The organism is Undibacterium sp. WLX3042, assembly GCF_049544825.1.
GTDB lineage: Bacteria > Pseudomonadota > Gammaproteobacteria > Burkholderiales > Burkholderiaceae_D > Undibacterium.
Map to the genome: position 1 here is coordinate 1,965,051 of NZ_CP186698.1, position 26,379 is coordinate 1,991,429.

At 47.7% G+C, this 26,379-nt stretch carries 22 protein-coding genes and 1 tRNA gene; 7 read left to right on the forward strand and 16 right to left on the reverse strand.

Translation table 11 applies throughout. The annotated features are described in order from the left end of the window. Positions 1-18: 18 nt before the first annotated feature. Genes ACPAOP_RS08865 through pilV form a run of 4 tightly spaced genes read right to left on the reverse strand, consistent with a single transcriptional unit; the run spans position 19 to position 6,307 of the window. Positions 19-3,975: a pilus assembly protein gene (locus tag ACPAOP_RS08865; protein ID WP_423707696.1), complete on the reverse strand. Its 3,957-nt coding sequence runs from the start codon at positions 3,973-3,975 to the stop codon at positions 19-21. 49 nt (positions 3,976-4,024) lie between these two features. Next, positions 4,025-4,678, reverse strand: coding sequence for a pilus assembly PilX family protein (locus ACPAOP_RS08870; RefSeq protein ID WP_423707698.1), 654 nt, complete (start codon positions 4,676-4,678; stop codon positions 4,025-4,027). Between the two features lie 10 nt (positions 4,679-4,688). Beyond that, on the reverse strand, positions 4,689-5,732 hold the full coding sequence (locus ACPAOP_RS08875; protein WP_423707699.1) for a PilW family protein: 1,044 nt from the start codon (positions 5,730-5,732) through the stop codon (positions 4,689-4,691). A gap of 2 nt (positions 5,733-5,734) precedes the next feature. Next, a complete protein-coding gene (gene pilV, locus ACPAOP_RS08880) occupies positions 5,735-6,307 on the reverse strand; it encodes a type IV pilus modification protein PilV (RefSeq protein ID WP_423679753.1) in 573 nt (190 codons plus the stop codon). Positions 6,308-6,487: 180 nt separating this feature from the next. Here pilV and ACPAOP_RS08885 point away from each other — a divergent pair, with 180 nt between their 5' ends. Further along, the gene (locus tag ACPAOP_RS08885) at positions 6,488-6,631 is read left to right on the forward strand and encodes a hypothetical protein (protein WP_423707700.1); all 144 of its coding nucleotides are present in this window, start codon (positions 6,488-6,490) and stop codon (positions 6,629-6,631) included. A gap of 250 nt (positions 6,632-6,881) precedes the next feature. Here ACPAOP_RS08885 and ACPAOP_RS08890 read toward each other — a convergent pair whose 3' ends face one another. From ACPAOP_RS08890 to ACPAOP_RS08935, 10 genes are all read right to left on the reverse strand, one after another. Beyond that, positions 6,882-7,565 carry a hypothetical protein gene (locus ACPAOP_RS08890; protein WP_423707701.1) on the reverse strand — a complete coding sequence of 228 codons (684 nt, stop codon included), beginning with the start codon at positions 7,563-7,565 and terminating at the stop codon, positions 6,882-6,884. Between the two features lie 133 nt (positions 7,566-7,698). Continuing rightward, positions 7,699-8,964, reverse strand: a complete 1,266-nt coding sequence (locus ACPAOP_RS08895; RefSeq protein ID WP_423707702.1) for a tyrosine-type recombinase/integrase — start codon at positions 8,962-8,964, stop codon at positions 7,699-7,701. A gap of 165 nt (positions 8,965-9,129) precedes the next feature. After that, positions 9,130-9,219, reverse strand: a tRNA-Ser gene (locus ACPAOP_RS08900). A gap of 61 nt (positions 9,220-9,280) precedes the next feature. Beyond that, a complete protein-coding gene (locus ACPAOP_RS08905; protein ID WP_423707703.1) occupies positions 9,281-11,296 on the reverse strand; it encodes a putative bifunctional diguanylate cyclase/phosphodiesterase in 2,016 nt (671 codons plus the stop codon). Next, complete coding sequence (locus ACPAOP_RS08910) at positions 11,296-12,447, reverse strand: EAL and HDOD domain-containing protein (RefSeq protein ID WP_423707704.1); 1,152 nt, start codon at positions 12,445-12,447, stop codon at positions 11,296-11,298. The genes ACPAOP_RS08905 and ACPAOP_RS08910 overlap by 1 nt, the downstream gene beginning before the upstream one ends. A gap of 40 nt (positions 12,448-12,487) precedes the next feature. Continuing rightward, complete coding sequence (gene hemW / locus ACPAOP_RS08915) at positions 12,488-13,747, reverse strand: radical SAM family heme chaperone HemW (RefSeq protein WP_423707705.1); 1,260 nt, start codon at positions 13,745-13,747, stop codon at positions 12,488-12,490. Then, complete coding sequence (gene rdgB / locus ACPAOP_RS08920; RefSeq protein ID WP_423707707.1) at positions 13,748-14,332, reverse strand: RdgB/HAM1 family non-canonical purine NTP pyrophosphatase; 585 nt, start codon at positions 14,330-14,332, stop codon at positions 13,748-13,750. A gap of 10 nt (positions 14,333-14,342) precedes the next feature. Continuing rightward, on the reverse strand, positions 14,343-15,086 hold the full coding sequence (gene rph / locus ACPAOP_RS08925; RefSeq protein WP_423682118.1) for a ribonuclease PH: 744 nt from the start codon (positions 15,084-15,086) through the stop codon (positions 14,343-14,345). 2 nt (positions 15,087-15,088) lie between these two features. Beyond that, positions 15,089-16,030 (reverse strand): PP2C family protein-serine/threonine phosphatase, encoded by a 942-nt coding sequence (locus tag ACPAOP_RS08930; RefSeq protein ID WP_423682117.1) that lies wholly within the window; start codon positions 16,028-16,030, stop codon positions 15,089-15,091. Between the two features lie 72 nt (positions 16,031-16,102). Beyond that, on the reverse strand, positions 16,103-17,116 hold the full coding sequence (locus ACPAOP_RS08935; RefSeq protein ID WP_423682116.1) for a serine/threonine protein kinase: 1,014 nt from the start codon (positions 17,114-17,116) through the stop codon (positions 16,103-16,105). Between the two features lie 143 nt (positions 17,117-17,259). Here ACPAOP_RS08935 and ACPAOP_RS08940 point away from each other — a divergent pair, with 143 nt between their 5' ends. From ACPAOP_RS08940 to ACPAOP_RS08955, 4 genes are all read left to right on the forward strand, one after another. Then, positions 17,260-18,162: a YicC/YloC family endoribonuclease gene (locus ACPAOP_RS08940; RefSeq protein ID WP_423709998.1), complete on the forward strand. Its 903-nt coding sequence runs from the start codon at positions 17,260-17,262 to the stop codon at positions 18,160-18,162. Positions 18,163-18,282: 120 nt separating this feature from the next. Continuing rightward, a complete protein-coding gene (gene gmk / locus ACPAOP_RS08945) occupies positions 18,283-18,927 on the forward strand; it encodes a guanylate kinase (RefSeq protein ID WP_423707709.1) in 645 nt (214 codons plus the stop codon). A gap of 41 nt (positions 18,928-18,968) precedes the next feature. Then, a complete protein-coding gene (gene rpoZ, locus ACPAOP_RS08950) occupies positions 18,969-19,172 on the forward strand; it encodes a DNA-directed RNA polymerase subunit omega (RefSeq protein WP_423682114.1) in 204 nt (67 codons plus the stop codon). Positions 19,173-19,226: 54 nt separating this feature from the next. After that, positions 19,227-21,521 (forward strand): RelA/SpoT family protein, encoded by a 2,295-nt coding sequence (locus ACPAOP_RS08955; RefSeq protein WP_423707710.1) that lies wholly within the window; start codon positions 19,227-19,229, stop codon positions 21,519-21,521. Between the two features lie 317 nt (positions 21,522-21,838). On the opposite strand, the gene ACPAOP_RS08960 is transcribed toward ACPAOP_RS08955, so the two are convergent. Next, positions 21,839-23,206, reverse strand: coding sequence for a DUF3422 family protein (locus ACPAOP_RS08960; protein WP_423682112.1), 1,368 nt, complete (start codon positions 23,204-23,206; stop codon positions 21,839-21,841). 59 nt (positions 23,207-23,265) lie between these two features. Then, positions 23,266-23,814, reverse strand: a complete 549-nt coding sequence (gene greB / locus ACPAOP_RS08965; protein WP_423682111.1) for a transcription elongation factor GreB — start codon at positions 23,812-23,814, stop codon at positions 23,266-23,268. 217 nt (positions 23,815-24,031) lie between these two features. On the opposite strand from greB, the gene ACPAOP_RS08970 reads away from it, so the two are divergent. Together ACPAOP_RS08970 and ACPAOP_RS08975 are read left to right on the forward strand one after the other, a co-directional pair. Next, entirely contained in the window at positions 24,032-24,679 is a 648-nt protein-coding gene (locus ACPAOP_RS08970; protein WP_423682110.1) for a response regulator, read from the forward strand. A 45-nt stretch (positions 24,680-24,724) separates the two neighbouring features. Continuing rightward, positions 24,725-26,374, forward strand: coding sequence for a GGDEF domain-containing protein (locus tag ACPAOP_RS08975; protein WP_423707712.1), 1,650 nt, complete (start codon positions 24,725-24,727; stop codon positions 26,372-26,374). The last annotated feature ends 5 nt before the right edge of the window (positions 26,375-26,379 follow it).

A 26,379-nucleotide genomic window follows, 5' to 3' on the forward strand; every position in this document is an offset into this window, starting at 1 on the left:
ATTCTCAATTATCAAAGATTACTTTCCGCCCGAGATCATCGTTTTACGCATTTCATCGTAATTTTCCAGCTCCCTCCAGCTTAAACGACCTGCTCGGGTTGTTGCACTCGGAGCGGAGACGTTTTCACTGCCTTTAGGCCCACTACTTCTTACGGAAATACCCGTAGTGATTCGACGACCTCCGACTGCATTTCTATCTCCGACTGTGGTCGACATATTGATAACAATCGGTGACGTCAGCAAACCGATGGTCGACAATGTTCCGGTAACGTCAGAACTTAAACCAGTTAATACATCGACCATGTACTTTCTGCCAGTACCTCCGGAGCAAGGATCATTACTAGGGATTAGTGTATTAAAGAAATAATAATTTCCCGCTGTTGTACCTGGCAACGTGTGATGTATACGCTCGCCGGTATTTTTAGAATCATAGAAATCAAAATACCAGCCTTTTTTGGTTCCAGTCGCGGTTCCATAGGTAAATTTATCGCCAGTTAAGGTTAAACCGGTACCAGAGAGAGTCACAGTTCTCGGCACTAACTGGCTACGCCCCGTTACGGCATCCGCAGCATATGTAGTATCGAGTATTGCGTAATAAGTATTAACAAGATAATTCGCTGGTGTAACATCATAGGTTTCTACGTATTTACCAGTACCGAATAACAGAATATATCCGCCGCCTGGGGCAAAAACGATCTGCGGCTGCACAGTAATCGGCTGCGTTTCGCCTGTCGGTGTTTTTGCAGTGAACACAGGTGTAGTTGCAGTTTTGGCTTTTGTTAAATCGTTACCGGCAAATTCAAAACGCCACATATTCCCCTGTAAATCGCCTGCATAAGCGAAATTAACAGCACCATCATTACCATAAGTAATATTTGGGGCTCCCAATCCGTTTTTCTGTGTAACGTCTTTAATCGGGGTCATTAACTTGAAATAATTCGAATTAATTACCCAAGGATCTCCTGGGTTTTTATCCAGGGAAAGTAAAAATAATGCGCCCTTGCCCGTCGCAGACGGATTCGAATCGTAATTATTAAAACCACTGGAGATGACGACGAAATTCGAATAAGTTGGATTGCTTGCGGATCCGCCAGTTCTGAATTTCGCAATGATAGGAGGAGCGAGCACATATCCCATATCCGCATCATTCTTATCCGAGAACTCCCAAATTGCTCCTAATCCACCGGAAAAATTAGCCGGATTCGTCACATCGAGTGCAAAAACACCTTTGTTCCCTGCGCCAAACCCGGAAATTAACAAAGTTTTCCAATTACCTTTGACTTGCGCTTCTTTCACCGTAATCCGGCCATCGACAAACGCCTGATGATTATAGTAAGGATCGGTCAGTTGATTTAATTTTGAAATTAACGCGTTTGGTACATAAGCAAACAACTCATTACCATTAACGGCATCAAATGCGTGCAACATGCCGTCATTCGATCCAACATAGACAGCTTTCTGACGGTTCACATATGTTTTGTAAAAATCGGTATATCCCACACCGGAAATATTTTTTGCTGGGGCGCCGTAGTAAACGGGTGCACTATTGATAAGGTCGCCTAAAACGCTATCTCTGGCCCTGAATTTACCGATGGCATTACCAGCAGCATCTTTAGATTGCTCCTGGCTACGGTCTCCGCGTAAAAAATTAATCCTGTCCGTCGCAAAGTTATCAACCGTCCCAGTGTGCGGATCTGTATTGAGCGCCTGAAGATCTGCGACACTAAAGTTTCCACCCGAGGAGGTAAATGGTACTAAAGACAGAGACCCATCTGCTGCGACTTTTGACGTGTAAATATTGCGACTGTCTGGCAAAGGAGATGGAGCTACGGCAGGTTTTGCAACGGGGTCGCCCGTCAGAATCACGCCAGCATCCCATACAGGTGTTGGATTGGTTCCGATTGCCGATATTTTCTTCAGGCTACCAGACCATTTCTCCGCCATGAATCCTGGTTCATAAACATATGGATTATCACTCGCGCTGGTCGAGGAAATTCCCACACCAGCGAGATTTCCGCCACTCGATGCAACCGTCTTAAAAATGTTATCAATCGCTGACATCATTTTCTTAGGTTCGCTGGCAAGGAAGAAATTGTCAGGATCAGTACCATTGCCACTCGCCCATTCTTTATTATTATTGACGACGGTTTTTCCGTCTGAGCCGAATGTCTTGAACGGATTTAAATCAAGATTAAGGTCATTAAAGCCACCATATTTTGCCGTCAGATAAAGCTGAGACAGTCGCGGAGCCGTAGCGTCTCTCGACGCATAATCGATAGAGCCATTCCCATTTTCATCAACGTCAATCGTAAAGGTTTTAACGCGCACGGGCTTATCAAGGCGAATATCATTTGTATGCGCCCAATAGGCGGCACCAACCATATAAAAAGTACCCGCCCCCGTCCCTAACTTCGACCCCGACCCGGTATATGTCGTCGCCATATTAGCCAGTGAACTAGCTGGTGCCGAATTACCCGACGAAGATGAAGACTCCAAGGCTGCAACTAGAGCAGTCTGCGTTGCCACATTAAAAGCCGGCCACTGTGTTGTTGCTGTATCTGCTGCACGTTTACTACGACTGGCTCCGGTTAAAGTTCCGCCTGGAATATAAGTATCTTGGTGAGTATTGGCGTCACCAATAACAATAATATAATTTTTTTGACATGAAGCCTCTACCGGATCAACCCAGTTTGTCAAAACCTGAAAGTTATCTTGCTCCGTCGTTGTCATGGAGGAATAAGCGTTTGATGTAGGCTGTCTTCCTTGTAAATAGCGGATACTCTCATAGTACAGTTCGCTCAAAGGATCATAACCTTTGTAATTTCCGGTACGACCAAACTTATTGAGATAGTTAATAACACCACTGTTTCCGGTAGTATCATTTTCTGGATTAGCAACAAAAATCCCTGTATTAGGGTCCCATTCAGGTCGATCATTCACTTCTTCGGTAAAACCATTGGCGACACGATATTGCTTGCTTCCGACATACTTCAACGGAGCACGCAACACACCACCATAGCGAGTATTCACGTTATTCATCAGATAACCAAACGCACCATACCTGACGTTATTCTGATTTCGCTGCATATTTCCTACAGGCTTATAACTACCGTTAGGATATTTGAGACACAAATCCGTCCTCGTAGATGCTTCGTTTGCATCGCAAACTTGTACGCGAACAAGAAACTCTCCCAGCGTTCTGTCCGTACCAGAAATCAATTTTGTGTCATTTGCCGAAACATTCGTGGGATACGTCCTATTCGTTGAGCAGCCCTTTGTCGTTGAAACGTCATTGAACAGAATTTTATTGTCACAATTTAAAATATACAAAGTCGTCACCGAATACGGTGTAACCTTATTCGGAGCGCTTTGCGTTGCCGACGCGGCGATAGATTTTTGCTTGAAATACCCCGAGCTATAAAACGAGTTATATAAAAAAGCGCGTTGCAGTATGGTTTGTGTCGCACCATCGTATATTCGGTCACCGCCAGTCAGCGAAAGACGCAACATATCAATAGCTGATGAGGAAGCCCAATTCATAAAATTTCCGCTGAATGAACTTCCGTTACATTCATAATTACTATCAGCATCGCCAGAAATTTTAAAAAAAGAATCGGGAGCATTTTCTACCGTTGGTTGCGTATTAGACCAACTTGCCGTCTTAGGCCCCCCACTAACGGATTTTCCTGAAGTGTCAACCAATGCGTAGCTCTTGGTACCACCATTCACATAGCATTTCTTAGAATTAAAATATCCTAGGTATTCAATAGTTTTGTTGTAATCACTCGCATTATTGTATGCCGCCTTTACTGTCGGAAACTCAACAGAAAGATCCAGCAGTAAATTAGGTCTAACGCTACCACCGCCTGAATAAAGAGGAATGTTGGCCAGATTAACTACAGGTGGTGCTGCAAGCGCGAAAGTATTAGCAAGTAAAAAACAACTTGAAATAACAGATTTGATTATTTTTTTCATATCAGCTCTCCGGCCAGAGTCTTATCTTCAACTCTGGTAGTGCAAAATTTTATGACTTAACAGCTTTTCTGTAGAAAGATTGCAAAACGACCTTGGCATTGGAATTCGGACCAAAACCCACCGCAGTTATGCGAAAAATATATTTAGTTTGATCATCAGCCTTTCCACCCGGATCAACGTCCTGTACTGCCTCAATAATATAACGCGGCAATTTTGCAGGAAAAGAACCTTTTCCAGTCACCATCGTCTGTCCTGTAAAACGTCCGTATTTAACCGAGGGAGAACCGGCACTATCGTCAGCAATATCAGCGGTTATCCATGTTGGCTGTTGTCCTTCAGTTGCAGCTGCGCACATCCCCTGATAAAGATTACCGTCGCCAGACGCACAACCTGCTTCAAAAAACAATGTGGATGTCGCATCAAATAAATCACTTCTGCCGTTTGCCAATGCGACCTGAGGATCAATGTCCATTTCAGCATCTTTCAGCGCAGCTTCGGCTGCATTCAATGCAATCTGACGATCCCGATCACTCCTTGAAGCTTTCTCTCCCTGCAAAGAAACCATTGCAAGAGAAATACTTAACATCAAAACGACAATTAGCATCAGCAATGAAACAATCAGAGACGCACCTCTTTGCCGCTTACGCAGCAGCAACCGAGGGAAATCAAGACCTTTAACAGGCATTTTTTTTACTTTACGCATATTATTGAACTCAGTTTGGAGGAAGGCAGGTACCGCGATCTGGATCTACATTACATACGTTACGTACCAAAACGGTTGCGTTATAAACTTTACGGATACGGTTTTGTCGTGAAGCTGGCAAATCGGCTTCTCTAATTGTCGTTCCCTTATCAATACCGGAATTCGCAGCGGCGTAGCTAGCCCCAAACAAGTTGTAAGTAGTTTTCGCATCATCTTGTCTCGAATTCTGCGCACCACTCACGAGCAAAGCGATTTTTATTTCAGTAATTTTTTTCCAATAAGTTTTACGATTCAGATCTTCCGCTTTTTGATCTGCCGTATCGCCAACGAGAACCAGTGTGGCATCTAAAGCATTTAAAGCGGTCGCAGTTAAAAATTTGTTAGCACTACCATCAGTGGGATTACTTGTATCGACACCATAAAGTACCTGGAACGACTCAACGCCTCTAACGATAGATTGAGCATTCCATTTTCCGGTATCCGGACTATAGTACTTACAAAAAAGTTCTGGTTCACCATTCGCATCATTTGCGACGTAATATATACTCCAGCCGCGATCCTGATCTGCAGTGTTTGAAGAGACTGGTTCTGGGACCGAGAATCCCGCGCAATTACTCACAGTTCCATCTCCACTACCCGTCTTACCTGATCCAAAAAACCGGATTGCCAATAAATCACTGAAATTTACAGCTGACCCGGTTGGCGATGAAATATCATCCGAAGTTGCGGTAACACTGTTTGCATCCATTCCAATAATGTCGGCCTTGGCCTTGGCGGGAGTTATTTGGAAAGAGTTACTAAAATCATAATTAACATAACCAGCACGGCGAATGGAGCGGGAAATGTTGTCCAACGCAAAACGCGTAGTATCCTGAGTCTCATTTCCTTCGGTCTGACTCAGAAACAACTTTTTCGTTGAGACAACCAAGCCAGTTGCAGCCAACACCACAAGCAAACCGACGGTAATTGAAATTAACAATTCAATTAAAGTTAAGCCATACTGATTAGCTTTTGCGGGATTGGCGAAGGAAGATTTATAAGTAATTTTAGACATAACTATTTCACGTAGGATTCAACTGTCAACGCAACACTTGGAGGTGTGACACCACTACTTGTGACAAAACTTCCATCTGGATTTTTACTTTTCCAACCAATTTTTATCGTCAGTCCCGCGTTAGAATCTGCGGTACAAGTCCATGTCAGCGCTTTACTGGAGGTGTCAAATGGCGCTGAATCGCGACAAACTAAAACTCTGCCGCCAGGGAGTAGTTTTTTGACGTTGACTAACCATTCGTAAATATCTGCATTTGCCAGATCCGTTGTACTGCAATTAGCTGATGAGCTGTAACACAGCGTCGGGGCCGTAGGATCTGAATCAGAAGTAGAGTCATATTTAATATTTGCAAACACATTTGCCGAATCGGGTAACTTCATTTGAGCATCACTTGATCGCATTTTATCCGCCAGCTCATTTGCTAGTTCTACGGCAATAGTTTGATAGCCACTTTGCTGAGACGTACGAACAGCTGCGAGTTGCAATCCTGCTGCACCAATCACCCCTAGCGCCAGCACAAATACAGCAATAAGCACCTCGACTAAAGAAAAACCTTTTGCTTGGGTAGAAATCATGATTCTCATGTTAGATATTTTTCGATAATCTATTTTAAGCGCTCCAGCGTATCAATCTTTACCACTCATCAAGTAATTATTACCTCTCGTCGGATGCGGGAGGTAACGTTCTGATTATTACTGAGAGAAGCAAGGACAAGACAAAGGAATTGATACAGAATCATAATGTCCTAGGGCGAAATGAAATGGAAGACCATCGAAGAAGGGGCGAAAGCCCCCTTTTTATTGTTACGTTCAGGAATCAGTGTCCGGCATCAGGCAAACCGGCTGAGAGTGAGCCTGTACGAACCGATCAACGGCCATCACAGCACCGCCAATGCGTAAGGACATCGGCGATCAGATGAACGCATTCAAAGCAAAGCCTAAAAGCAAAACCCCCCGTTACGCTGGGTAACGGGGGGTTCGCAGAATACAAGCCTGACGATAACCTACTTTCACACTGGTTGCAGCACTATCATTGGCGCAGAGTCGTTCACAATTGGCGTATGGCCTTAAATCGTTTTATGATTGAGTTTGGTGATCGCATTCAAAAATACGATCACTGACTTGTTCCGTGGCATTTACACAGAAATTCTTACAGGCTCGATAAATCATATTTTTCAGCATCGCATAAAGCCTTAATAATTTTCAAAAGAGTATTTCGTTCTCGAGAAGAAAAATCCTTTTCATCATCGAGATCACCAGTTAATAATTGGTCGGATACCTTTGGTTCTTGGTCACCAGGTTCAGAAACTGAATCAATCAAACTTCCCGAAGCAATTAGAGGATGCGAAATATCTAAATTCATGCCACTTGCTCGCTCAAATCTTTCAATTTCTTCCCTCAGGAAGACAACATAATCAGAATCACCAATATGATCATCCCCACAATTAAATTGAACCGCTTCATCCAAACGCCACATTCTGCCACCCCATTCAGCTGATGGGTGTCTGTCCCTAACATGATAAGCATCAAGCTCGAGTGGAGATTGTCGCTGAAACCTCAAGTAATAGTATCCATTTACTTCTGTGGCTCGGAAATTATCGTCAAACTCGCTTTCGATTTGTTGAACTACCCATTTCATATAATCATGTTCTTTCGCGATTAACTTCCAACCACGACCCTGATCACCAGATTCAAACACATCATAGAATCCATTTAAAAAAATCGAAGGAAATAACTTTTTATCTGCTATCAGATGAAATAGGTCAGTTTTATTAATTTGCCAGCGTTCTAACAATTCACTAAACGTCAAATGTCCTTTAATAAGCGAAGTCATTTATTCCCCTACCCCCTTTAATTTGAAACCATGCCAGAAGCAAAAAAGGGGCAAATGCTTTTTTCCGTTGATCCAGTAGACATGATTTATTTGCACATACCGAACAGTAAAGGTATGTTTCGAAGGTGTTAATTTAGGCCGCCGCCTTTCCAAATGAGCCAATAAGCACATTGCCACGCTCAATTTGCTCCAGGTAATCAGCATAGTGTTGCATCATCTCTTTGCGCTCCTCTAAGAACTCCTCGCGATCATAGGCTCCACCGTATGCTTCCCCAGAGGCATGGGATAGCTGACGCTCGATTCGATCAACAGGATATTTCAATGTTTTCAACACCCCCTTAGCAAGTGATCTAAAGCCATGGCCTGTCATCTGACCTCCATATCCCATTCGCTTTAGTGCCTGCAAAATCATACCGTTACTCAATGGCTTTTCATGATCGCGTCGATTCGGGAATAGATGTTTGCTGCCACCTGTGTATTCGTGCAACTCTCTTAGCAATTCCCAACCTTGACGCGGCAAAAATGGATGGTGATCGACCATACGCGGGTTAATTCGTTTCGCCCCCATCTTCATCCGCTGCCATGGAATGATCCATTGTTCATTTTCAAGATCAATTTCACTCCATGGCGTTTCTATCAGTTCACTTGTACGCACGAAGGTTAGCAACATCAGGCGCAAAACTATGCGGTTCGGCGGGTACATGCGACCTTCATTTTTACCAATAGCTTTGAGTAAGTCGGGCAACTCTGCGACTGTAATGGCGGCATGGTGCCCTTTTGTTCTCGGTTTCAAGTGGTCTTTTAACGCGGGGATAGGATCATATTTCCGAAATCCTTTGACGATTGCATATCGGAATACTCCACTAGCAAGAGCTGCAATGCGCTTTGTTACTTCCAACGCTCCCCGCTTCTCCACCTGCTGCAAGACTTCCAACATGAGCGGAGTTTCTATTTCCGATATGGGCAATCTGCCGATTTGGGGAAATAAATCCCTCTCCATTGCTTTAATGTTCTGGTCCGCGGTCTGGGGTTGCCATGCGCTTTCAGCTTTCTTCTTATGCCACTCTCTTGCGATGACCTCAAAAGTATTCGATGCCAATGTATTTGCAGCGCGTTTTTTTTCCTCGCGGTCTTTGGCAGGGTCTATACCGCCCTTGAGTAACTTTCGAGCAGCTAGGCATTTATCCCTGGCGTCAGCTAGGGAAACCAAAGGGTATTCACCAAAAGTTAAGCGATTATTCTTACCATTAGGCTGCCTATATGCCATGCGCCATCTTTTCTTACCCGTGGGCATTACTTCTAAGTACATACCATTACCATCAGCTAAGGTATAGGTCTTATCCTTAGGTTTGGCATTTCTAACTTGAATGTCAGTGAGTGGGGTCGCTAGTTTTGGCATTTTGCATCCATGATTTTTGTATCCATAAGGCTATGGATGAAAGCATGGATGCAAAAAACATGGGTGTCAATAGTCAAACTTTGGCGCTATTGGCGTAAAAAAACCCCTAAGTGTTTGATTTCTTAGGGGTTTCTGGGCAAACTTGGTTAAAGTTTGCGGTGTTCTTGGCGGAAGCTGTGAGATTCGAACTCACGAAGGCTTTAACACCTCGCCAGTTTTCAAGACTGGTGCATTCAACCGCTCTGCCAAGCTTCCGAGCCTCGCATTATATCCTGATAGCGATATGCAAAACAAGCCTGGAGGGAAACTTTTTGTCTTAAAAGACTTTGGTTATCAAATTCGTGATCTCTTGCGGCGATGTCGGTCGGGAAAACAAGAAACCCTGCACCTCGTCGCAAGATGCAGCGCTCAGGAATTGATACTGTTCCGGTGTTTCAACCCCTTCTGCGACGACCTTCAGTTGCAACTGATGCGCCATGACAATAATCGCACTGGCAATCGCACAGTCACTCGCATCCGCCGGAATTCCCTGCACAAAAGAACGGTCAATTTTAATTGATGAAATTGGAAAGCGTTTCAGATACGAGAGACTGGAATAGCCAGTGCCAAAATCATCCAGTGCCAGGCTGACACCGAGCGCGACCAATTGCTCCATAATCGCAATCACGCTCTCGGTGCTGTTCATCAACATGCTTTCGGTAATTTCCAGTTCCAGCCAGGCGGGTGAAATCTGATGCTGCCGCAGCAGTGCTTCAATTTTCGATGGCAAAGCGCTGGTAAATTCTTTGGCTGACAGATTCACCGCAATTCTGAACGGCGTCAGACCTGTATCCTGCCACGACTTTGCTTGCCGACAAGCAGAGTTTAAAACCCAGGCATCAATCTGCAGAATCAGCCCGGACTCTTCGGCGATCGAAATAAACTCGACTGGCGAAATTAAACCGCGTTCAGGATGCTGCCAGCGTAGCAGCACCTCGACACTGACCAGAGTACGCGACCGGACATCAATCTTAGGCTGATACACCAGAAAAAACTCTTGCTGATCAAGCGCCTTGCGTAAGCCTGACTCCAGAAATAATTTGCCGGCAATATGTGCATCCATGTCCTGACTGTAAAACGCGTAACTGCCTGAAATACCTGCGCTGTTGCGTTTTGCCTTAAACATCGCAATATCTGCACGCTGCAATAAACTGTCCGCATCCATTCCGTCTTCCGGAAACAGGCTGATACCAATGCTGGCACTGACGCGTAATTCATGTATGCCAATATCAAATGCAGCATCAAGCGCAGAAAGAATTTTTTGTGCGACGAGACTGGCGTGATAATACTGATTCACATCGGTCAAAGCGACCGCAAATTCATCACTACCCAGCCGGGCAATCATGTCTTCGTTCCGCAAAGTCTGCTGGATACGTCTGGCAACTTGCGTCAGCAAAGCATCACCGACCTGGCGTCCAAATGTATCATTTACCGGCTTGAATCGGTTTAAATCGATAAAGAGCAAGGCACCGCTTGTTTGCTTGCGTCGCAATTGCTGCAAAGACTGATCGACCAGTTGTTTGAACAAGCTGCGATTCGGAAGCTGCGTCAGCGTGTCGAAATAAGCAAGACGATTTATTTTTTTCTCAGCTTCTTTGCGCTGGGTGATATCGCTCAGGTATCCGACGATGCCGACCGGCTGATTGTCAGGATTGATCAGCGGAGACAAAGTCAGACTTGCCCAGAATACCTCGCCTGATTTTTTGCGACGACGCACTTCCATTTCGCGGCCACCGTGCTCCAGAAAGTGATCGAAAAATGCTGACATACCATCGTCTGACTCTTCGTCGTCATATAAAAACAGTATGTTTTTTCCAAGAACTTCGTCAGAACGGTAACCAAATAATTTTTCAGCACCACGATTCCAGCTGAGTATAAAGCCGGCCAGATCCATCGTAATCACGGATTCATGTATCTGATCCAGTATCTGCATCTGCAGCATCTGCTGCTGCAAATTCAGGTCTTGCTGTTGCAACAGATGCTGACGTTTGGCAAACAAGCGCGCCGTCAGCGCTGCCAGGGCATTCATTTTCTCCAGATCCGCCTCGGAATAAATTCCCTGTCTGGCGGCAAGCAGATAATACGTTTCAGGAGACACAGAAATGCGAAATCCTTGCTCAGACATACCGGATGTGACATGACCACGCTCGTAAGTGACGGCACCATCAGAAAATAATGTGTGCGCAATCCGGTTGATTTCGTTGTCCAACGCGCTCTCGTCCAGACTGAGAACCGCCTCCCCCAGAGTAACACCAAGGCCCAGATTCACTAGATCCGCAGATGTTTTCATCATCACATATCCCGGCAAACATGATTGACCCACACATAAGCGTCAAAAACACAATCGCAGTAACTATCAGCTTCCAACTGCAGCGATGCGGATTGCTCGTGCAAAGCGATGTTGTTCGTGCGGTCAGCTAATTCAACCAGATGAAGACACTGCCCCAGTCTGCCAGATTTGTATAGCAAGGCCTGCAGAATATCCTCTCGCAAGTGTAAAGGACGCAATACCTCGGTCAACTCGCTGCCAAATAATTTATCGAGCAAGGAAAACATACCGACCATGAATGCACTATCGAGATCGTCTTTCGCTGCGCCAAGCCTCAGAAATACAGCTTCCATCATACTGGCGCGAAAAGCAGCCCGCACCATCAGGGGATTAAGGGCGCCGCCCTGGCCCTGCTGACGTGCGTACAGAAGTAACTGCAGCCACCGCTGCAGTTGCCTGCGCCCTAATAAATTGAGCGCCTGAGCAAAAGTCGAAACACGCACCTGCTGGCTGAACGCAGCAGAACTGACTAACTTGAACAGCATAAAAGACAAGGTGGGATCTTGTTTAATCAAATTTTCAAGTTCATCCGAGTCGGCATCGCGCGACACCAGTCCAAGCAGTTTCAGTAAACGGGTTCGTGCTGAGCTGTCCGCTGCTTTATTTTGTGCTGGCGGGTGAAATGCGTAATCGCCTGAAAATAAAGTAAAACCTGCCTGCACTGCCTGCTCCAGATCATGTGACGACGACAGATGTTTAGCCCAGTGCTGGCCGTTATTGAGGCGTGTCATCCAGGGTTTGCAACTTAATGGTACGCCGTTAGCACAGTCAACACCGATGTGCCGGGTATCGCCCCAGTACAATTCGGCCTGAGCCTTAAACTGATCAGTAACGACCCTGAATCCGGCTCTGATAATATTATTCAAACCAGTCTGAACAGGCTCGATGGCACACCGTTCTTCAGGCACACATAATACGATCCGAGCAGGGGGCAAACTCATATGCAGCTCTGCCGGAATCTGCTGCGGATCCTGTACAGAAATCAGATAGCTGATATCAGGTAGTCTGTCGAAAATACCTCTCAGTTGCCATTGCTCCAGCATGGCAAAGACGGCACTCTGTTCAATTTCGCCGAAATCCGGGTAAATCGCAGCCAATTGCTGCTGCGAATTCATGACGGGTAAAAAAGACGGGATAGTTGATTGGTACATCTGATTACGCGTCACGCAAGAAAATTTCCTGAAGATCATTCAAAAACAGGCTACCCGCCGGCGTCGGCGAAATAGTCTGATGATCTCTCTGTATCAGCCCTTTTTTTTCAGCCAGCTGTAATTCTTTTTCTATAGAATTGAGCAACAGACCGGTTCGGTCCTGGAATAAATTGACAGGGAATCCCTGATTCAGGCGCAGGGCATTCAGCATAAATTCGAATGGCAGATCACGCACATCGACCTCATTTGACTCCTGAACGGCATTACCAGCCATACTTGCTTCAATGAATGCTTTCGGCTGTTTGTAACGCGCCTGACGGATAATCCGATGTGGGAACGACAGCTTGGAATGCGCTCCGGCGCCAATCCCCAGATAATCACCAAAAGTCCAGTAATTCTGATTATGCCGGGAGGCTTTACCTGGTTTCGCATACGCCGATACTTCATAGTTAACATATCCGGCGCCAGCCATCTTCGCGTGTATTAAGTCCTGCATTTCAGCGCTGGTATCATCGTCAGGAATCGCCGGCGGGAATTTGGCGAAATAGGTATTCGGCTCCAGCGTCAGGTGATACAAGGATAAATGCGGCGGAACAAAAGATAACGCGCTCTGAATATCTTGTTCAGTTTCCGCCAAAGTCTGCCCCGGCAATGCAAACATGAGGTCGAGATTGAAATTATCAAAATGCGTCGCGGCAATGTCGACTGCGCGTTTTGCTTCATCGCCATCGTGAATGCGGCCAAGAGCAGCGAGGTGGCGTGAATTGAAACTTTGTATTCCCACCGACAGACGGTTAATTCCGCTTTGTCTGAACGAACGGAATTTTTCGGTTTCAAAAGTTCCGGGATTGGCTTCCAGCGTTATTTCTGCCGCACCATCGAGCGGCAGCAAAGAACGGAGGTCAGACAGCAACCGGTCAACACCCGCAGCCGACATCAGGCTTGGTGTGCCACCACCGATAAATACCGTATAAATTTTCCGGCCCCAGATCAGGGGTAATGAAGCTTCCAGGTCTGCACGCAACGCCGTCAGATAAGCATTCTCATCAAAACTACCCTTCACTTCATGCGAATTAAAATCGCAGTAAGGACACTTCCTGACGCACCAGGGGAAATGAATATACAAAGACAGCGGCGGCAACACCGACAGATTCAGACTACCCGGGGACAAAAATTTTGCAGCAACATCTTGTGGAATCTGTGAGATATCTGCCGTTGAACGTAGGTTGTCAGTCAATTGAGAAACCGGTTTTATCGGGATCATTTATTTCAACTTCTCAAACAATGCACGCAACGCCTGTCCCCGGTGAGACAACTGATTTTTTTGTTCTGCTAACAGTTCGGCAACAGTCTTGTTCAATGAAGGAATCCAGAAATGCGGATCATATCCGAATCCATTTTCACCACGCGGCGCGGTAACGATCTCACCATTCCAGACACCATCAGCGATCACCGGCTGCGGATCATGTTCTGAACGAACCAGAACCAGCACACAATAATAGTAGGCAGATTTATCGCTCTCATGTTGCAGATCGGCGATCAGTTTCTGATTATTTCTCAGATCAGATTTCGGTTCTCCGGCATATCGGGCCGAAAATACGCCAGGGGCACCTTGTAAGGCATTCACGCATATGCCCGAATCATCGGCCAGTGCGGGTAAACCTGTCAGTTTTGCTGCGTGACGCGCTTTGGCAAGCGCATTCTCCACAAAAGTGAAAAAAGGCTCATCCGCTTCCGGTACATTAAACTCTGACTGCGAATGCAGATCCACACCAAGAGGCGACAGGATCTGGTAAAACTCTTTCAGCTTTCCCTGATTATTGGAAGCCAGTACGATTTTTTTTGTCATTACAATCTGCTCAGCTTTCCAACAAACCAAGCACCTGCTTTTGTAGAGCGATCAAATCACTGATGCCGCTTTCAGCAAGGTCAAGCAATTGATTCATCGTTGCCCGATCAAACGCAGCACCTTCGGCTGTTCCCTGGACTTCAATAAAATGTCCGGCATCCGTCATTACAACATTCATGTCGGTATCGCAATTGGAATCCTCAAGATAATCAAGATCGAGCACAGGCAAACCCTGATACACACCGACCGACACCGCTGCGACAAAATGTTTCAGAGGAACCTGAGCAATCACACCATTGGCGACCAGTTTAGAGAATGCATCATAAGCAGCGACCATTGCGCCGGAAATGGCCGCCGTACGCGTTCCGCCATCCGCCTGAATCACATCACAATCGAGGTGCAATGTACGTTCGCCAAACGCATTCAGATCAAATGCAGCACGCAAAGAACGTCCGATCAGGCGCTGAATTTCCTGAGTGCGTCCGGATTGCTTGCCTTTTGCCGCTTCGCGATCCATGCGGGTATGGGTCGATCTTGGCAACATACCATATTCAGCAGTGAGCCAGCCCTGCCCTTTGCCCTTCAGAAAGCCTGGCACTTTATCTTCAATGCTGGCAGTACAAATAACACGGGTATCGCCAAACTCTATCAGTACTGAGCCCTCTGCATGCTTAGTAAAATGACGGCTGATCACAACAGGCCGCAAGGCTTCCGCTGCGCGGCCACTGGGGCGTTGAATATAAAACTGAGACATAATTAATCTTTAGAAGTAAGACGGGATGATTTATGGATCGCATTGCGAATTTCAGCAATGGCTTTTTCGATCTCTGCATCATTGAAAATATCGGGTTCTGCGTTATCCATAGCAACATCCGGATCAACAGGGGCCTGTATGGTAGTCGTAATAGAACCGATAGGTAAAGTGTTGGTAGTAATAATAGAGGAATCCTCCAACCTGTTGTCTCCCTCCCACATCAGCGCCAGCGCTGTTGTGTTGTCACTGTTTTTACCGGCAATACTGACCGCAGACCTGATCAGTTCCGGAATTGCACGAACGATCGTGTGCTCGTACAAACGCTGTGCAAGCATATGGTCCGGCAACATAGACCAGAAACCATCAGAACAAAGCAATATGATATCGCCGGGCTGCAGGGCAGCGCGCCGCGAAAGTTCAACGATGGGGGCATTCGGCGCCCCAAGACAGTTAAATAGCTTATTACGGTCGGGATGTGTATGACGTTCCGCCGGGTCAACTTTTCCCTGGGCAATCAGGGTTTCCAGACGGGAATGATCTTTCGTCCGCAATAATATCTGCCCCTGGCGCATCCAGTACAGACGGGAATCGCCGCAATGCGCCCAATACGCATAACCATTCTGAATCAGACAGGCAACAATCGTCGTGCGTGGTGTTTCCGGTAAATTATTTGTTGTGTGATAACGATGTATTTCCTGGTGTGCTGCTAAAAAACTGTCTTCCAGAAATCGTTCCGGACGTCCGACCAAAGGATGCGCCTGTTGCTGAAAAAGCGAACCTATCGTCTGCATGGCAATCGCTGCCGCCATCTCGCCCATGATATGACCACCCATACCATCAGCCAGCAGCAGCAAAATCGCATCGCGGGTAAAACTGTAACCCATACGATCCTGATTGACCTTGCGGCCGCCAATATGACTTTCTTGATAAACGGAAAAGCGCATGAACAGTAGTAATTATTAAGAAAAGAATGATGAATAAAAAAAGCTGACGCGACTATACCGGCTCACACATAATCAATTCAGTGTGCTCTCTTGTATTGTTGTATGGTCATTCTCTGGCTTTTTTTTCTGATATTTTTTAAAGAAAGTTGTGATTTTCAATTTTATTTTTTCGACAGCACTCAGCTCCGGTGCTGGCTGAGCTTTAATCGCCAGCGCTTTTTGCAACGCAAATACGCTTTGCGGGCGCTCCAGCGGGTCCAGTTTCAGACACCAGCGAACAACTTCTATCAGCTCCGGCGAATACATCCCTTCCAGCTTACGGTAATGCGCCTCCATCTTGTCGTTGGTCTGGCGCTGATCGGCCGGCTGAGGAGGAGCGCCTATCATGCAGGCAAAAATAGAGGCTCCTATGCTATAGATATCGGTCCACGGGCCGAGGCTGCCGTTTTTCTGATATAACTCCGGCGCAGCAAATCCGGGGGTGTACATAGGATACAGTTTCGGAATATCGGTTTTTAATGTCTGGCGCGCAGCACCGAAATCGAGCAGTATCGGTGTACCATCGAGGCGCAGATAAATATTGGCAGGCTTCAGGTCAAGATGCAGCAGCTTGTTGGTGTGAACTTCACGCAAACCATTCATTACCTGATTAAACATACGGCGGATAAAGCGCTCGGAAACCAGCGGCTTTTCTCCCTTGTCACGGCGACGCAGAATATGCTCCTGCAATGATCTCCCTGACTCATATGCCATCACCATATACACCGTTTCATTCGCACGGAAAAAATTCACAACGCTGACCACATTCGGATGTGAGATGCGTGCCAGCGCCCTGCCTTCTTCGAAAAAGCATTTCAGACCGATGCGGTAAATCGGCAGATTTTCGTTTGAAATTGCTGGTACCAGCTCACCCTGCTGACGCAACGCAAGCGAACTAGGCAGGTACTCTTTGATAGCAACGGCATTGCCGTCTTCATCCGAAGCCAGATAAACGATACTGAAGCCGCCGGAAGCAATTTTCTTTACAATGCGGTAACCGGCGATTTCCAGTCCATCTGGCAAAGGCGCGTTATTTTGTGCTGCCATTGTTATTCCCATCCTTTAGACAAAAGCGATTGTGTGGATAATCGCACTGTTTGTAAAGACTATAATGGTTTGTAACAACTTCTTACGCCCTTTTGCGCCTATCAGCATATTCTCTATAAGGAAATAACTTGAGCATTTACAGCATGACTGGTTATGCGACCAGCACCCAGGAAACCGATGCGGGCACGATCACCATAGAAATCAAGAGCGTCAATTCCCGCTTTCTTGATCTGCAGTTCCGCATCAATGACGATTTCCGCTCCGTAGAATCCTTGTTCCGCGAAGCAATCTCGCGCAAGCTGGCGCGTGGCAAAGTTGAGTGTCGTTTCAGTTTTGGAAAAAAAACCAACGAAACCAGCAATAAAGCACTCAATACCACGGTGCTCGGACAGCTGGCTGCTTTTCAGAATAATCTGAAAACCCATTTTCCAGATGCAGCCCCATTTACAGTCAATGAATTATTGCGCTGGCCGGGCGTGATTGAGGAAGCGGAAATCAATGCTGAAAGCCTGCAGAATACGATCATCCGTAGCATAAACGACACATTAGATGCATTCATCACCAGTCGAGAACGTGAAGGCGCAGCGCTGGAACAGGTGCTCCTCAGCCGGGTGGCAGCGATGGAAGAAATCGTCGAAAGAATCACGCCGCTGATGCCGCAAATGTTGCAGCAGTTTCAGCAGAAATCGATTGCACGTCTCGAAGAGGCGCTGGGATTAGCACAACCCGCCAATGGCAACGCCGCCGCCCAGACCATTACCCGCGAAGAAGCGTTCGACAGAATTCGTCAGGAAGTCACTGTTTACGGTATCCGCGTTGATGTCGCGGAAGAACTAGCCCGCTTATCCGCTCACCTGACAGAAACCCGCCACATCCTGAAAAAAGGCGGCCAGGTCGGTAAACGCCTGGATTTTATGATGCAGGAACTCAACCGCGAAGCGAATACACTGGGTTCCAAGGCTGCACTCAAAGAACTGGCTGATGCCTCCATGGAATTGAAACTGTTGATAGAACAAATGCGCGAGCAAGTACAAAACCTTGAATAACGCGGCACATTTGCTTATACTGCCGCCGATATTTTAAGAAGCGACAACGCCGGCGGCACACAATGCCGCCGTTGTGTTTTTATAACTCCGACTTCACGACGATACCGTCCAGAGATCTCTATGCGCCCTATTACATCCACTGCAGGCAGCCTGTTTATTGTTGCGGCACCATCCGGTGCTGGCAAATCCACACTGGTGAATGCTTTACTGGCGCAGGAACCGCAAATCAAGCTTTCCATTTCCTCTACAACACGGGCACCTCGCCCGGGCGAGCAGGATGGTCGTGAATATCATTTCACTACGGTTGAGGATTTTATCGCCCGTCAAAAAGCCGGTGAATTTCTGGAGCATGCCGAGGTTCACGGTAATTACTACGGCACCTCCCGCGTGGTCATCGAGGAACAGATGCGGGCTGGTACAGATGTTTTGCTGGAGATTGACTGGCAAGGTGCGCAACAGGTACGCAAACAATTTCCCGACGCTGTCGGCATCTTCATTTTGCCACCATCCATTCCGGCTCTCGAAGAACGCCTCAAGAAACGGGGGCAGGATGAACCGCACGTGATTACACGCCGTATTTTGGCCGCCGGCGGAGAAATGGCGCACTCGCCTGAGTTCGAATATGTTATTATCAATCAGGACTTTACTATCGCATTGTCTGAATTGAACGCTATCGTTAAAGCGACCCGCTGCAGATTCACTCAACAGGCGGCACGGAACAGCGAATTGTTTGCCCAGCTTGGCATTCACGCCAATCCGGATTAATTCAGAAAAATTATTTGTATCATTTGTATTTAGGAAAAAACATGGCACGTATTACCATTGAAGACGCGTTAAAACAAATCCCTAACCGTTTCCAGCTGACTCTGTGTGCGACCTATCGCGCACGTCAGTTGCTGCAAGGTCACACGCCAAAAGTCGAAGCTAAAGATAAGCCGACTGTTGTTGCTCTGCGTGAAATCGCAGCGGGTAAAGTCGGTCTCGAGATGCTGAAAAAAGTTCCTATGTAATTCGCATCGCGCGAAGAATCAAAGCAACCACCTTCATCGGCCGGAAAAAACAGAATGAACGCAACAGAAACCTCTTCATCTCTGAGTAATCCGGCCGAATCTGATACTGCCGCGCCCCCGTCCGCCATTGCCCAGCAGAGCAGCGCAAAAAAAAACACTGTAACTACACCTGAGTCTCCGGTAAAGCCACCAATACCGGCGCCGGTCGTCGGCGTTGCCTCGACGACGGCACTGTCTGCCCGTTTGGCAGAATACATGTCGCCGGGCGATCTGAAGCTGATCAAGGAAGCCTATCGTTTTTCTGACGAAAAACACCTCGGTCAGGTGCGCAAATCAGGTGAACCTTATATATCGCATCCCATCGCTGTCGCCGAAATCTGTGCGGAATGGAAGCTGGATGTGCAAGCCATCATGGCGGCACTGCTGCATGACGTCATGGAAGATCAGGACGTCAAAAAAGAAGAGCTGATCGAGCGCTTCGGTGCGCCGGTCGCGACGCTGGTAGATGGTTTATCGAAACTTGAAAAGATAGAGTTCCAGAGCCAGATTGAGGCGCAGGCAGAAAATTTCCGCAAAATGTTGCTGGCGATGGCGCGCGATGTACGCGTTATTCTCGTCAAATTAGCGGACCGTCTGCACAATATGCGCACGCTGGGCGTGATGCGCTCGGAAAAAAAACGCCGCATTTCTCGCGAGACAATGGATGTCTATGTGCCCATTGCGCACAGACTTGGCCTCAACAATATTTACCGCGAATTACAGGATCTGGCATTCTCGCATCTGTATCCGATGCGTTACCGTACCCTGTCCAAAGCAGTAAAAGCCGCGCGGGGTAATCGGCGCGAGGTGGTCAGTAAAATTCTGGAAGCAGTGAAAAATTCGCTGAAAGAAGCAGGTCTGAAAGCAGAAGTCTATGGCCGCGAAAAAACCTTGTACGGTATTTACCGGAAAATGCAGGACAAACATCTGAGCTTTTCTCAGGTGCTTGATATTTACGGCTTTCGCATCGTCGTCGAAAATTTCCGCGAGAGTTATTACGCTCTAGGCACCCTGCATGCGCTCTACAAGCCTATGCCGGGCAAGTTTAAAGACTATATTGCCATTCCAAAAACCAACGGCTATCAATCGCTGCACACCACACTGATCGGTCCGTATGGCACTCCGGTTGAGTTTCAGATCCGCACCCAGGAAATGCACCGGATCGCTGAATCAGGCGTGGCAGCGCACTGGCTATACAAAGATTCCGACGGCAGCCTGACCGATCTGCAGCAACGTACACATGCATGGCTGCAGTCTTTGCTCGATATCCAGAAACAGACCGGCGACTCAGCAGAATTTTTAGAACACGTGAAGATCGATCTGTTCCCCGATTCTGTCTATGTATTCACACCGAAATCCAAGATTATCGCCCTGCCACGCGGCGCCACGGCGCTCGATTTTGCGTACAACATTCATACCGATATCGGCAATCAGGCGATCGCGACGCGTATCAATCACGAGCCGGTACCATTGCGCTCAGAATTAAAAAATGGCGACATCATCGAGATCATCACGTCGCCCGGCTCCCGCCCTATGCCGAACTGGCTGACGTATGTCCGTACCGGCAAAGCCCGTTCCGCGATCCGCCATTATTTGCGCACGATCAACCTGAATGAATCGACCGAACTCGGAAAACAATTACTCGCTCAGGCACTGGTGGCAGTTAACCTGAATCCGGACCTTCCACCCGCGCTGATCGATAAATTACTGAATGAATCGACGGCCAAAGAAATGGATGAAATCTATACCGACATCGGTATAGGTAAACGGATGGCGACGCTGGTGGCACGGCACATTCTGGATCTGGTTGAAGACGATGCCCCTTTCCCATTCCAGCAATTCGGCGATAAGCAAAACTACAAGCGCGAGCCTGTCATTATTTACGGCAGCGAAGGTTTATCGGTGCAGCTGGCGCCGTGTTGTATGCCGATTCCCGGCGACAATATCATTGGTCAGCTGAAACGCGATCAGGGTCTGGTGGTGCATACCGATGACTGCGAGCATGCAAAACGTATGCATTTCAAAGAGCCGGACCGCTGGATCGATGTCACCTGGGGTGAAGAACTGAACCGCAGTTTTGATACCCGCATCGTCGTCACCGTCAACAATGAACGCGGCGCACTCGCACGTATCGCAGCAGGCATAGGCGAGTCAGAAGCAAATATCAGTTATGTGAATATGGAGGATGGTGACGCCAACGACATGACGCATATCCACTTCACCATTCAGGTCGAAGATCGCACCCATCTCGCGAAAATCATGCGCAGCATTAAACATCTGAATGGCGTCATCCGCGTTGTGCGCGTCTGACAACTCTGACACACCTGATTTATCCTGCCTGCCGACGTTTCCTTCCGTTTTCCGCGTAAAACTGCGCTTTTTAATATACTCCCCCTGTTTTTTGTGAAAACTCCCTGATTGCCAGCGAGTTGACTGGGCTTTCAAATATACCCCGGGGAGTATATTTGAATCGATTTTAAGCGCTGAACGAACACGGGCAGGCAAGCGCTGCGGCCACTTGCAGAATCAGCGTGCAACAGGCTTACTCAGATACACACACTAATCCATGCGCACAGCATCAGCAACACCGGATACGCTCAGATACAACAGAGCTTACCGGGCAAAGCTTAGTGCAATTTTTTATGCATGCGGCGCAAACCCAGCCAGACACAGACCGCAATCACCGGTATCAGGGTTCCGGTCAGCAGATCAGGATTGATTTCCAGCCCCATCGCCTTCAGACCTTTGCCGGTGTACAAAAATAAACCGGCGACGTAGTAACTGATCGCGGCGACAGACAAACCTTCGACGGCCTGCTGCAAGCGCAGCTGCTGTGCGGCGCGCGCGTTCAGGCTTTGCAGGATCTTGCGGTTTTGCTGTTCCTGTACGATGCCGACACGGGTACGCAATAAATCATTGGTATGTGCAATTCTGGCCGCCAGCGCTTCCTGTCTGCGTACAATCGCCTCACAGGTATGCATCGCCGGCGCAAGGCGACGTTCCATGAATTCTTCTATCGTCGGAATGCCGTCGATACGCGATTCGCGCAGCTCACCGATACGCGCATTCACCAGACTGAAATACGCTTTGGATGCAGAAAAACGATAGCTGTTTTCCAGCGCCAGCTTTTCTATGCGCGCCGCCAGATCAATGATCTGTCGTAAAACGCCCTGCTCCGCGTCCGTATCCGCCAACTCTCCATCAATGCCACTTGCCAGCGTCATGGTGGACGTGATCTGCACCAGTTCATTTTCAATGGCATTCAGCACGGGCGCTGCCGCCTGCGCCTGTGGCAACCCCAGCAAAGCAATCATGCGGTAGGTTTCTATTTCCAGTATGCGCTGCACGGTACGTCCCGCCTGCTGATCGAGAAAGCCCTGATCCTTGACGATGAAACGACTGAAGCCATCGGCCTGAATCAGGAAATCAGTCCAGACCTGACCACGGTCAATCACCTGACTGCCGACCAGCACACTGCCTTCAAACATCCCGCGCATCGCCGCCGTACCGACCGGAGGCGTGACATCAAGCGGGACAGCAGCCGGAATCAAAGCCACGTGTGCTGCCACCATGACTTTCCCCTGTAAACCGGCAAGCCATTGTTGGGGCACATGCCGTAACGGTACCTGCGCGAATACTTGTGCTATATCCGGCGCGGTATGGGCATTCAATGTGGACTCTTCCTGATTATCCAGAAATGTGTAGGTCGCAAATTCGGTATGACATTCCCATTTCAGACGGAAACGACCGAAATCATGAAAAAAATATTTCGCTTCACCGCCGGGACTGGCAACGCCGAAATATCCGCAAAACTGGCTGAGTATCTCTAATTGCAGGTGCAGATTATCACCACCGGTGCGACCCTGATTGTTCGCAAAAACGGCGATATGGGTCAGCACTTCCGGTGCATTCAGACGCAATGAAGGACGCGAATGTACTTCGGCCGCCAGCGGAATCCGCAAAGGATGATTGATATTGGTGTAGTTGAGCGCCATGATAGATGCCGTAAAAGTGTTCAATTAAATTCGCAGAACGCCGCTTATCCCGGAACAGATCAAGCTGGGTAAATAACGTCGAGTATCGTCAGTTCATCCACTCCCGCCGGGGTTTTCAGAATCACAGTATCACCGGTGCGTGCTTTGGTCAGCGCGCGGGCAACCGGAGAAATCCAGCTGATTTTTCCTTGTAACGGATCAAACTCATCAACACCGACGATGGTGATGGTGGTTTCTTCGCCTTTTAAATTTTCGTAAACAACGGTCGCACCGAAAAACACCTGATCGGAACCGTGATGCACGCGCGGATCAACCACTTCGGCGATATCCAGACGTTTACTTAAAAAGCGTATGCGGCGGTCGATTTCGCGCAGACGCCGCTTGCCGTAAATGTAATCACCGTTCTCGGAGCGGTCTCCGTTTGATGCAGCCCACGAGACAATACTCACCACTTCCGGGCGCTCGACGTCAATCAGACGCAGGAATTCATCTTTCATACGCTGATGACCTTCCGGCGTCATGTAATTTTTTGCGCCGGCGGGAATCGCAGGAGCACCAATCTCTTCGTCGTCTTCCTGTTCCGTTTCTTTTATAAAAGCTTTACTCATTTATTTTTATCTTCTGTCGAAGCAGATCAAATTAATCGTTATCTTCTTACCGCTGCTCTGCCATCCCTTATAAAATAAGCGATCGCGCTGTTCTGATCAATACTGAATCTGCATTGGCAGCAGTCGTCAGAGCGCGGATTCTGGCAAGTACCGGGACTTCTCACTGTAAAGCAAAACTCCCATAATAGCGAAAGTCTGAGAGAGAAATGGAATATGCATGGCTGAATATGCGTCAATTAAGTTAATGATTGTGGATGACCGCGTTGTGGTCAGAGAAGGAATCAAAGGAATCATCGCCGCCACTTCAGATATTGCGATCGTCGGCGAAGCAACCAACGGCCTGGAAGCTGTGCGCTTATCCAGAAAACTCGACTACCATGTCATGGTGCTCGACATCGCACTACCGGATAAAAACGGTATCGAAGTGCTGAAGCAAATCAAAGCAGAAAAACCGGAAGTGAATGTACTGATGTTCTCGAATTTTCGCGAAGACCAGTATGCGATACGCTGTCTGAAAGCGGGCGCATCCGGCTATCTGAATCAACATTGCAGCAGCGATGAATTCCTCGCTGCGATACGCCAGGTGGCTAACGGTTTGAAATATATCAGCACGGCACTGGCGCAGGACTTAGCCAACAACCTGAATCAGGAACATGAAGACGAACCCCATAAAGCCCTGTCAGACCGCGAATTTCAAACTCTGACCATGATTGCATCAGGTAAATCGGTCAGCGACATTGCCAAAGAATTATCATTGTCAGTAAAAACCATCAGTGAATACCGCTCAAGGATTTTGTTAAAGATGAAATTACGGCACAATGCAGAACTGACACACTACGCAATCAAGAACCAGCTTGTCGATTAGTATTTATTTTTGTTATTTACCGTTTATCGTTTCTGACCAGACTACATGTCGACCAAACCTCCTTCGTCACAACTCAAAAGTCCTTCAGACATTGCACGTGAGACCTTCCGTCAATTGGCGATACAGCGAATTGCGCCGACACCGGATGCCTACCGAAAACTGTATAACGAAGTTGCCGGCATCAACGAAGTAACAGCGACGACTACTACAGAAACACAGGAGTCAGATAAGCCATCAGAAGTGGAAAATCTGCTCGCCAGCTTTGCCAGCAGCCTGCAGGCATCGCAAGGTGACTTGTCTACTTTTGGCCATCGCTTCAGCCGTGCCGTTAAAACCGGTAACTGGGATGATTACAGCAAAGGGCTGAAACTGCTGATGCAACGTATCGACAGACCTGTGTCAGGTCATCAGATCAGCCTCGTTGATCCGGCGCCATCCGGCAGCAACAATCCTGTGTCAGTCTCTTTAATCGACACACCGGAACAAGAAGACCCTTGCCGGCGCGTACTGAAAGACTTACTGTACCGGACGCTGACCTTAGCGCTGAGTTCCCTGCTCAAACCGAATCCCCCACTGGCGCTTGAGTCGGAAGCGCTGGGTCTGGCAGTCAGAGAAGCGAATAATGAACCAGAATTGAATCAGATTGCGACTCGCCTGAAACAACTTTGCTTTCAGATTGAATTGCAAAGCGGTGATAGTGGCGAACAACACGAATTATTGTTGCGCCTGTTTGACCTGTTGCTGACCAATATTCACGACCTGCTCGACAACGACAACTGGTTGCGCGGTCAGATTGAAGTTGTGCAAAATCTGATCTCCGGCCCGATAGATCATCGTGCATTGCAGGAAGCAACCCGCAGCCTGAAAGATGTGATCTATAAACAGGGCGTGCTCAAAAACAGCATCGATGAATCGAATACTTCCGTCAAAAACATGATGACGGCATTTATCGACAGATTGAACGCGATGGCAAATAGTACCGACGTCTATCAGGACAAGATGGATGCCTACGCCAACAAAATCAGAAATACCAGTGACGCTAATGAAGTCAGCCTGATCATCAGTAACATTCTGGATGAAACGCGAGTCGTTCAGTCGGAAACCCTGCGCTCACGGGACATCATCGTCGCCGCACAAAAAGAAGTGACGGAAGCAGCTGAAAAAATTAAAGGTCTGGAAAACAAACTGGCGCAGATGAGTGAACTGGTGCGCGAAGATCAGCTGACCGGTAGTCTGAACCGGCGCGGTATGGAAGATATCTTCGAGCGTGAAGCGGATCGTGCCGATCGCCGCAGCACACCGCTTTGCATTGCGATGCTGGATCTCGATAACTTCAAGAAACTCAATGATACTCACGGCCACAACGCCGGTGACGAAGCACTGGTGCATCTGGTGCGGGTGGTGAAACAAACCCTGCGCTCTATTGACGTTATCGCCCGCTGGGGCGGTGAAGAATTCATCATTATCATGCCGGAGACCGGCTTAGAAGAAGCAGCCCAGGCGATGGTCAGAGTGCAGCGCGAACTGACCAAACATTTCTTCACGGCAGATGAACAACGCCTGTTTATCACGTTCAGTGCCGGTGTTGCCCTTCGTATGCCAAATGAATCTCAGGAATCGTTGGTCAAACGCGCAGACAAAGCAATGTATGAAGCAAAACAGTCAGGCAAAAATCGAGTGGTCAAAGCCTTATGATTAAA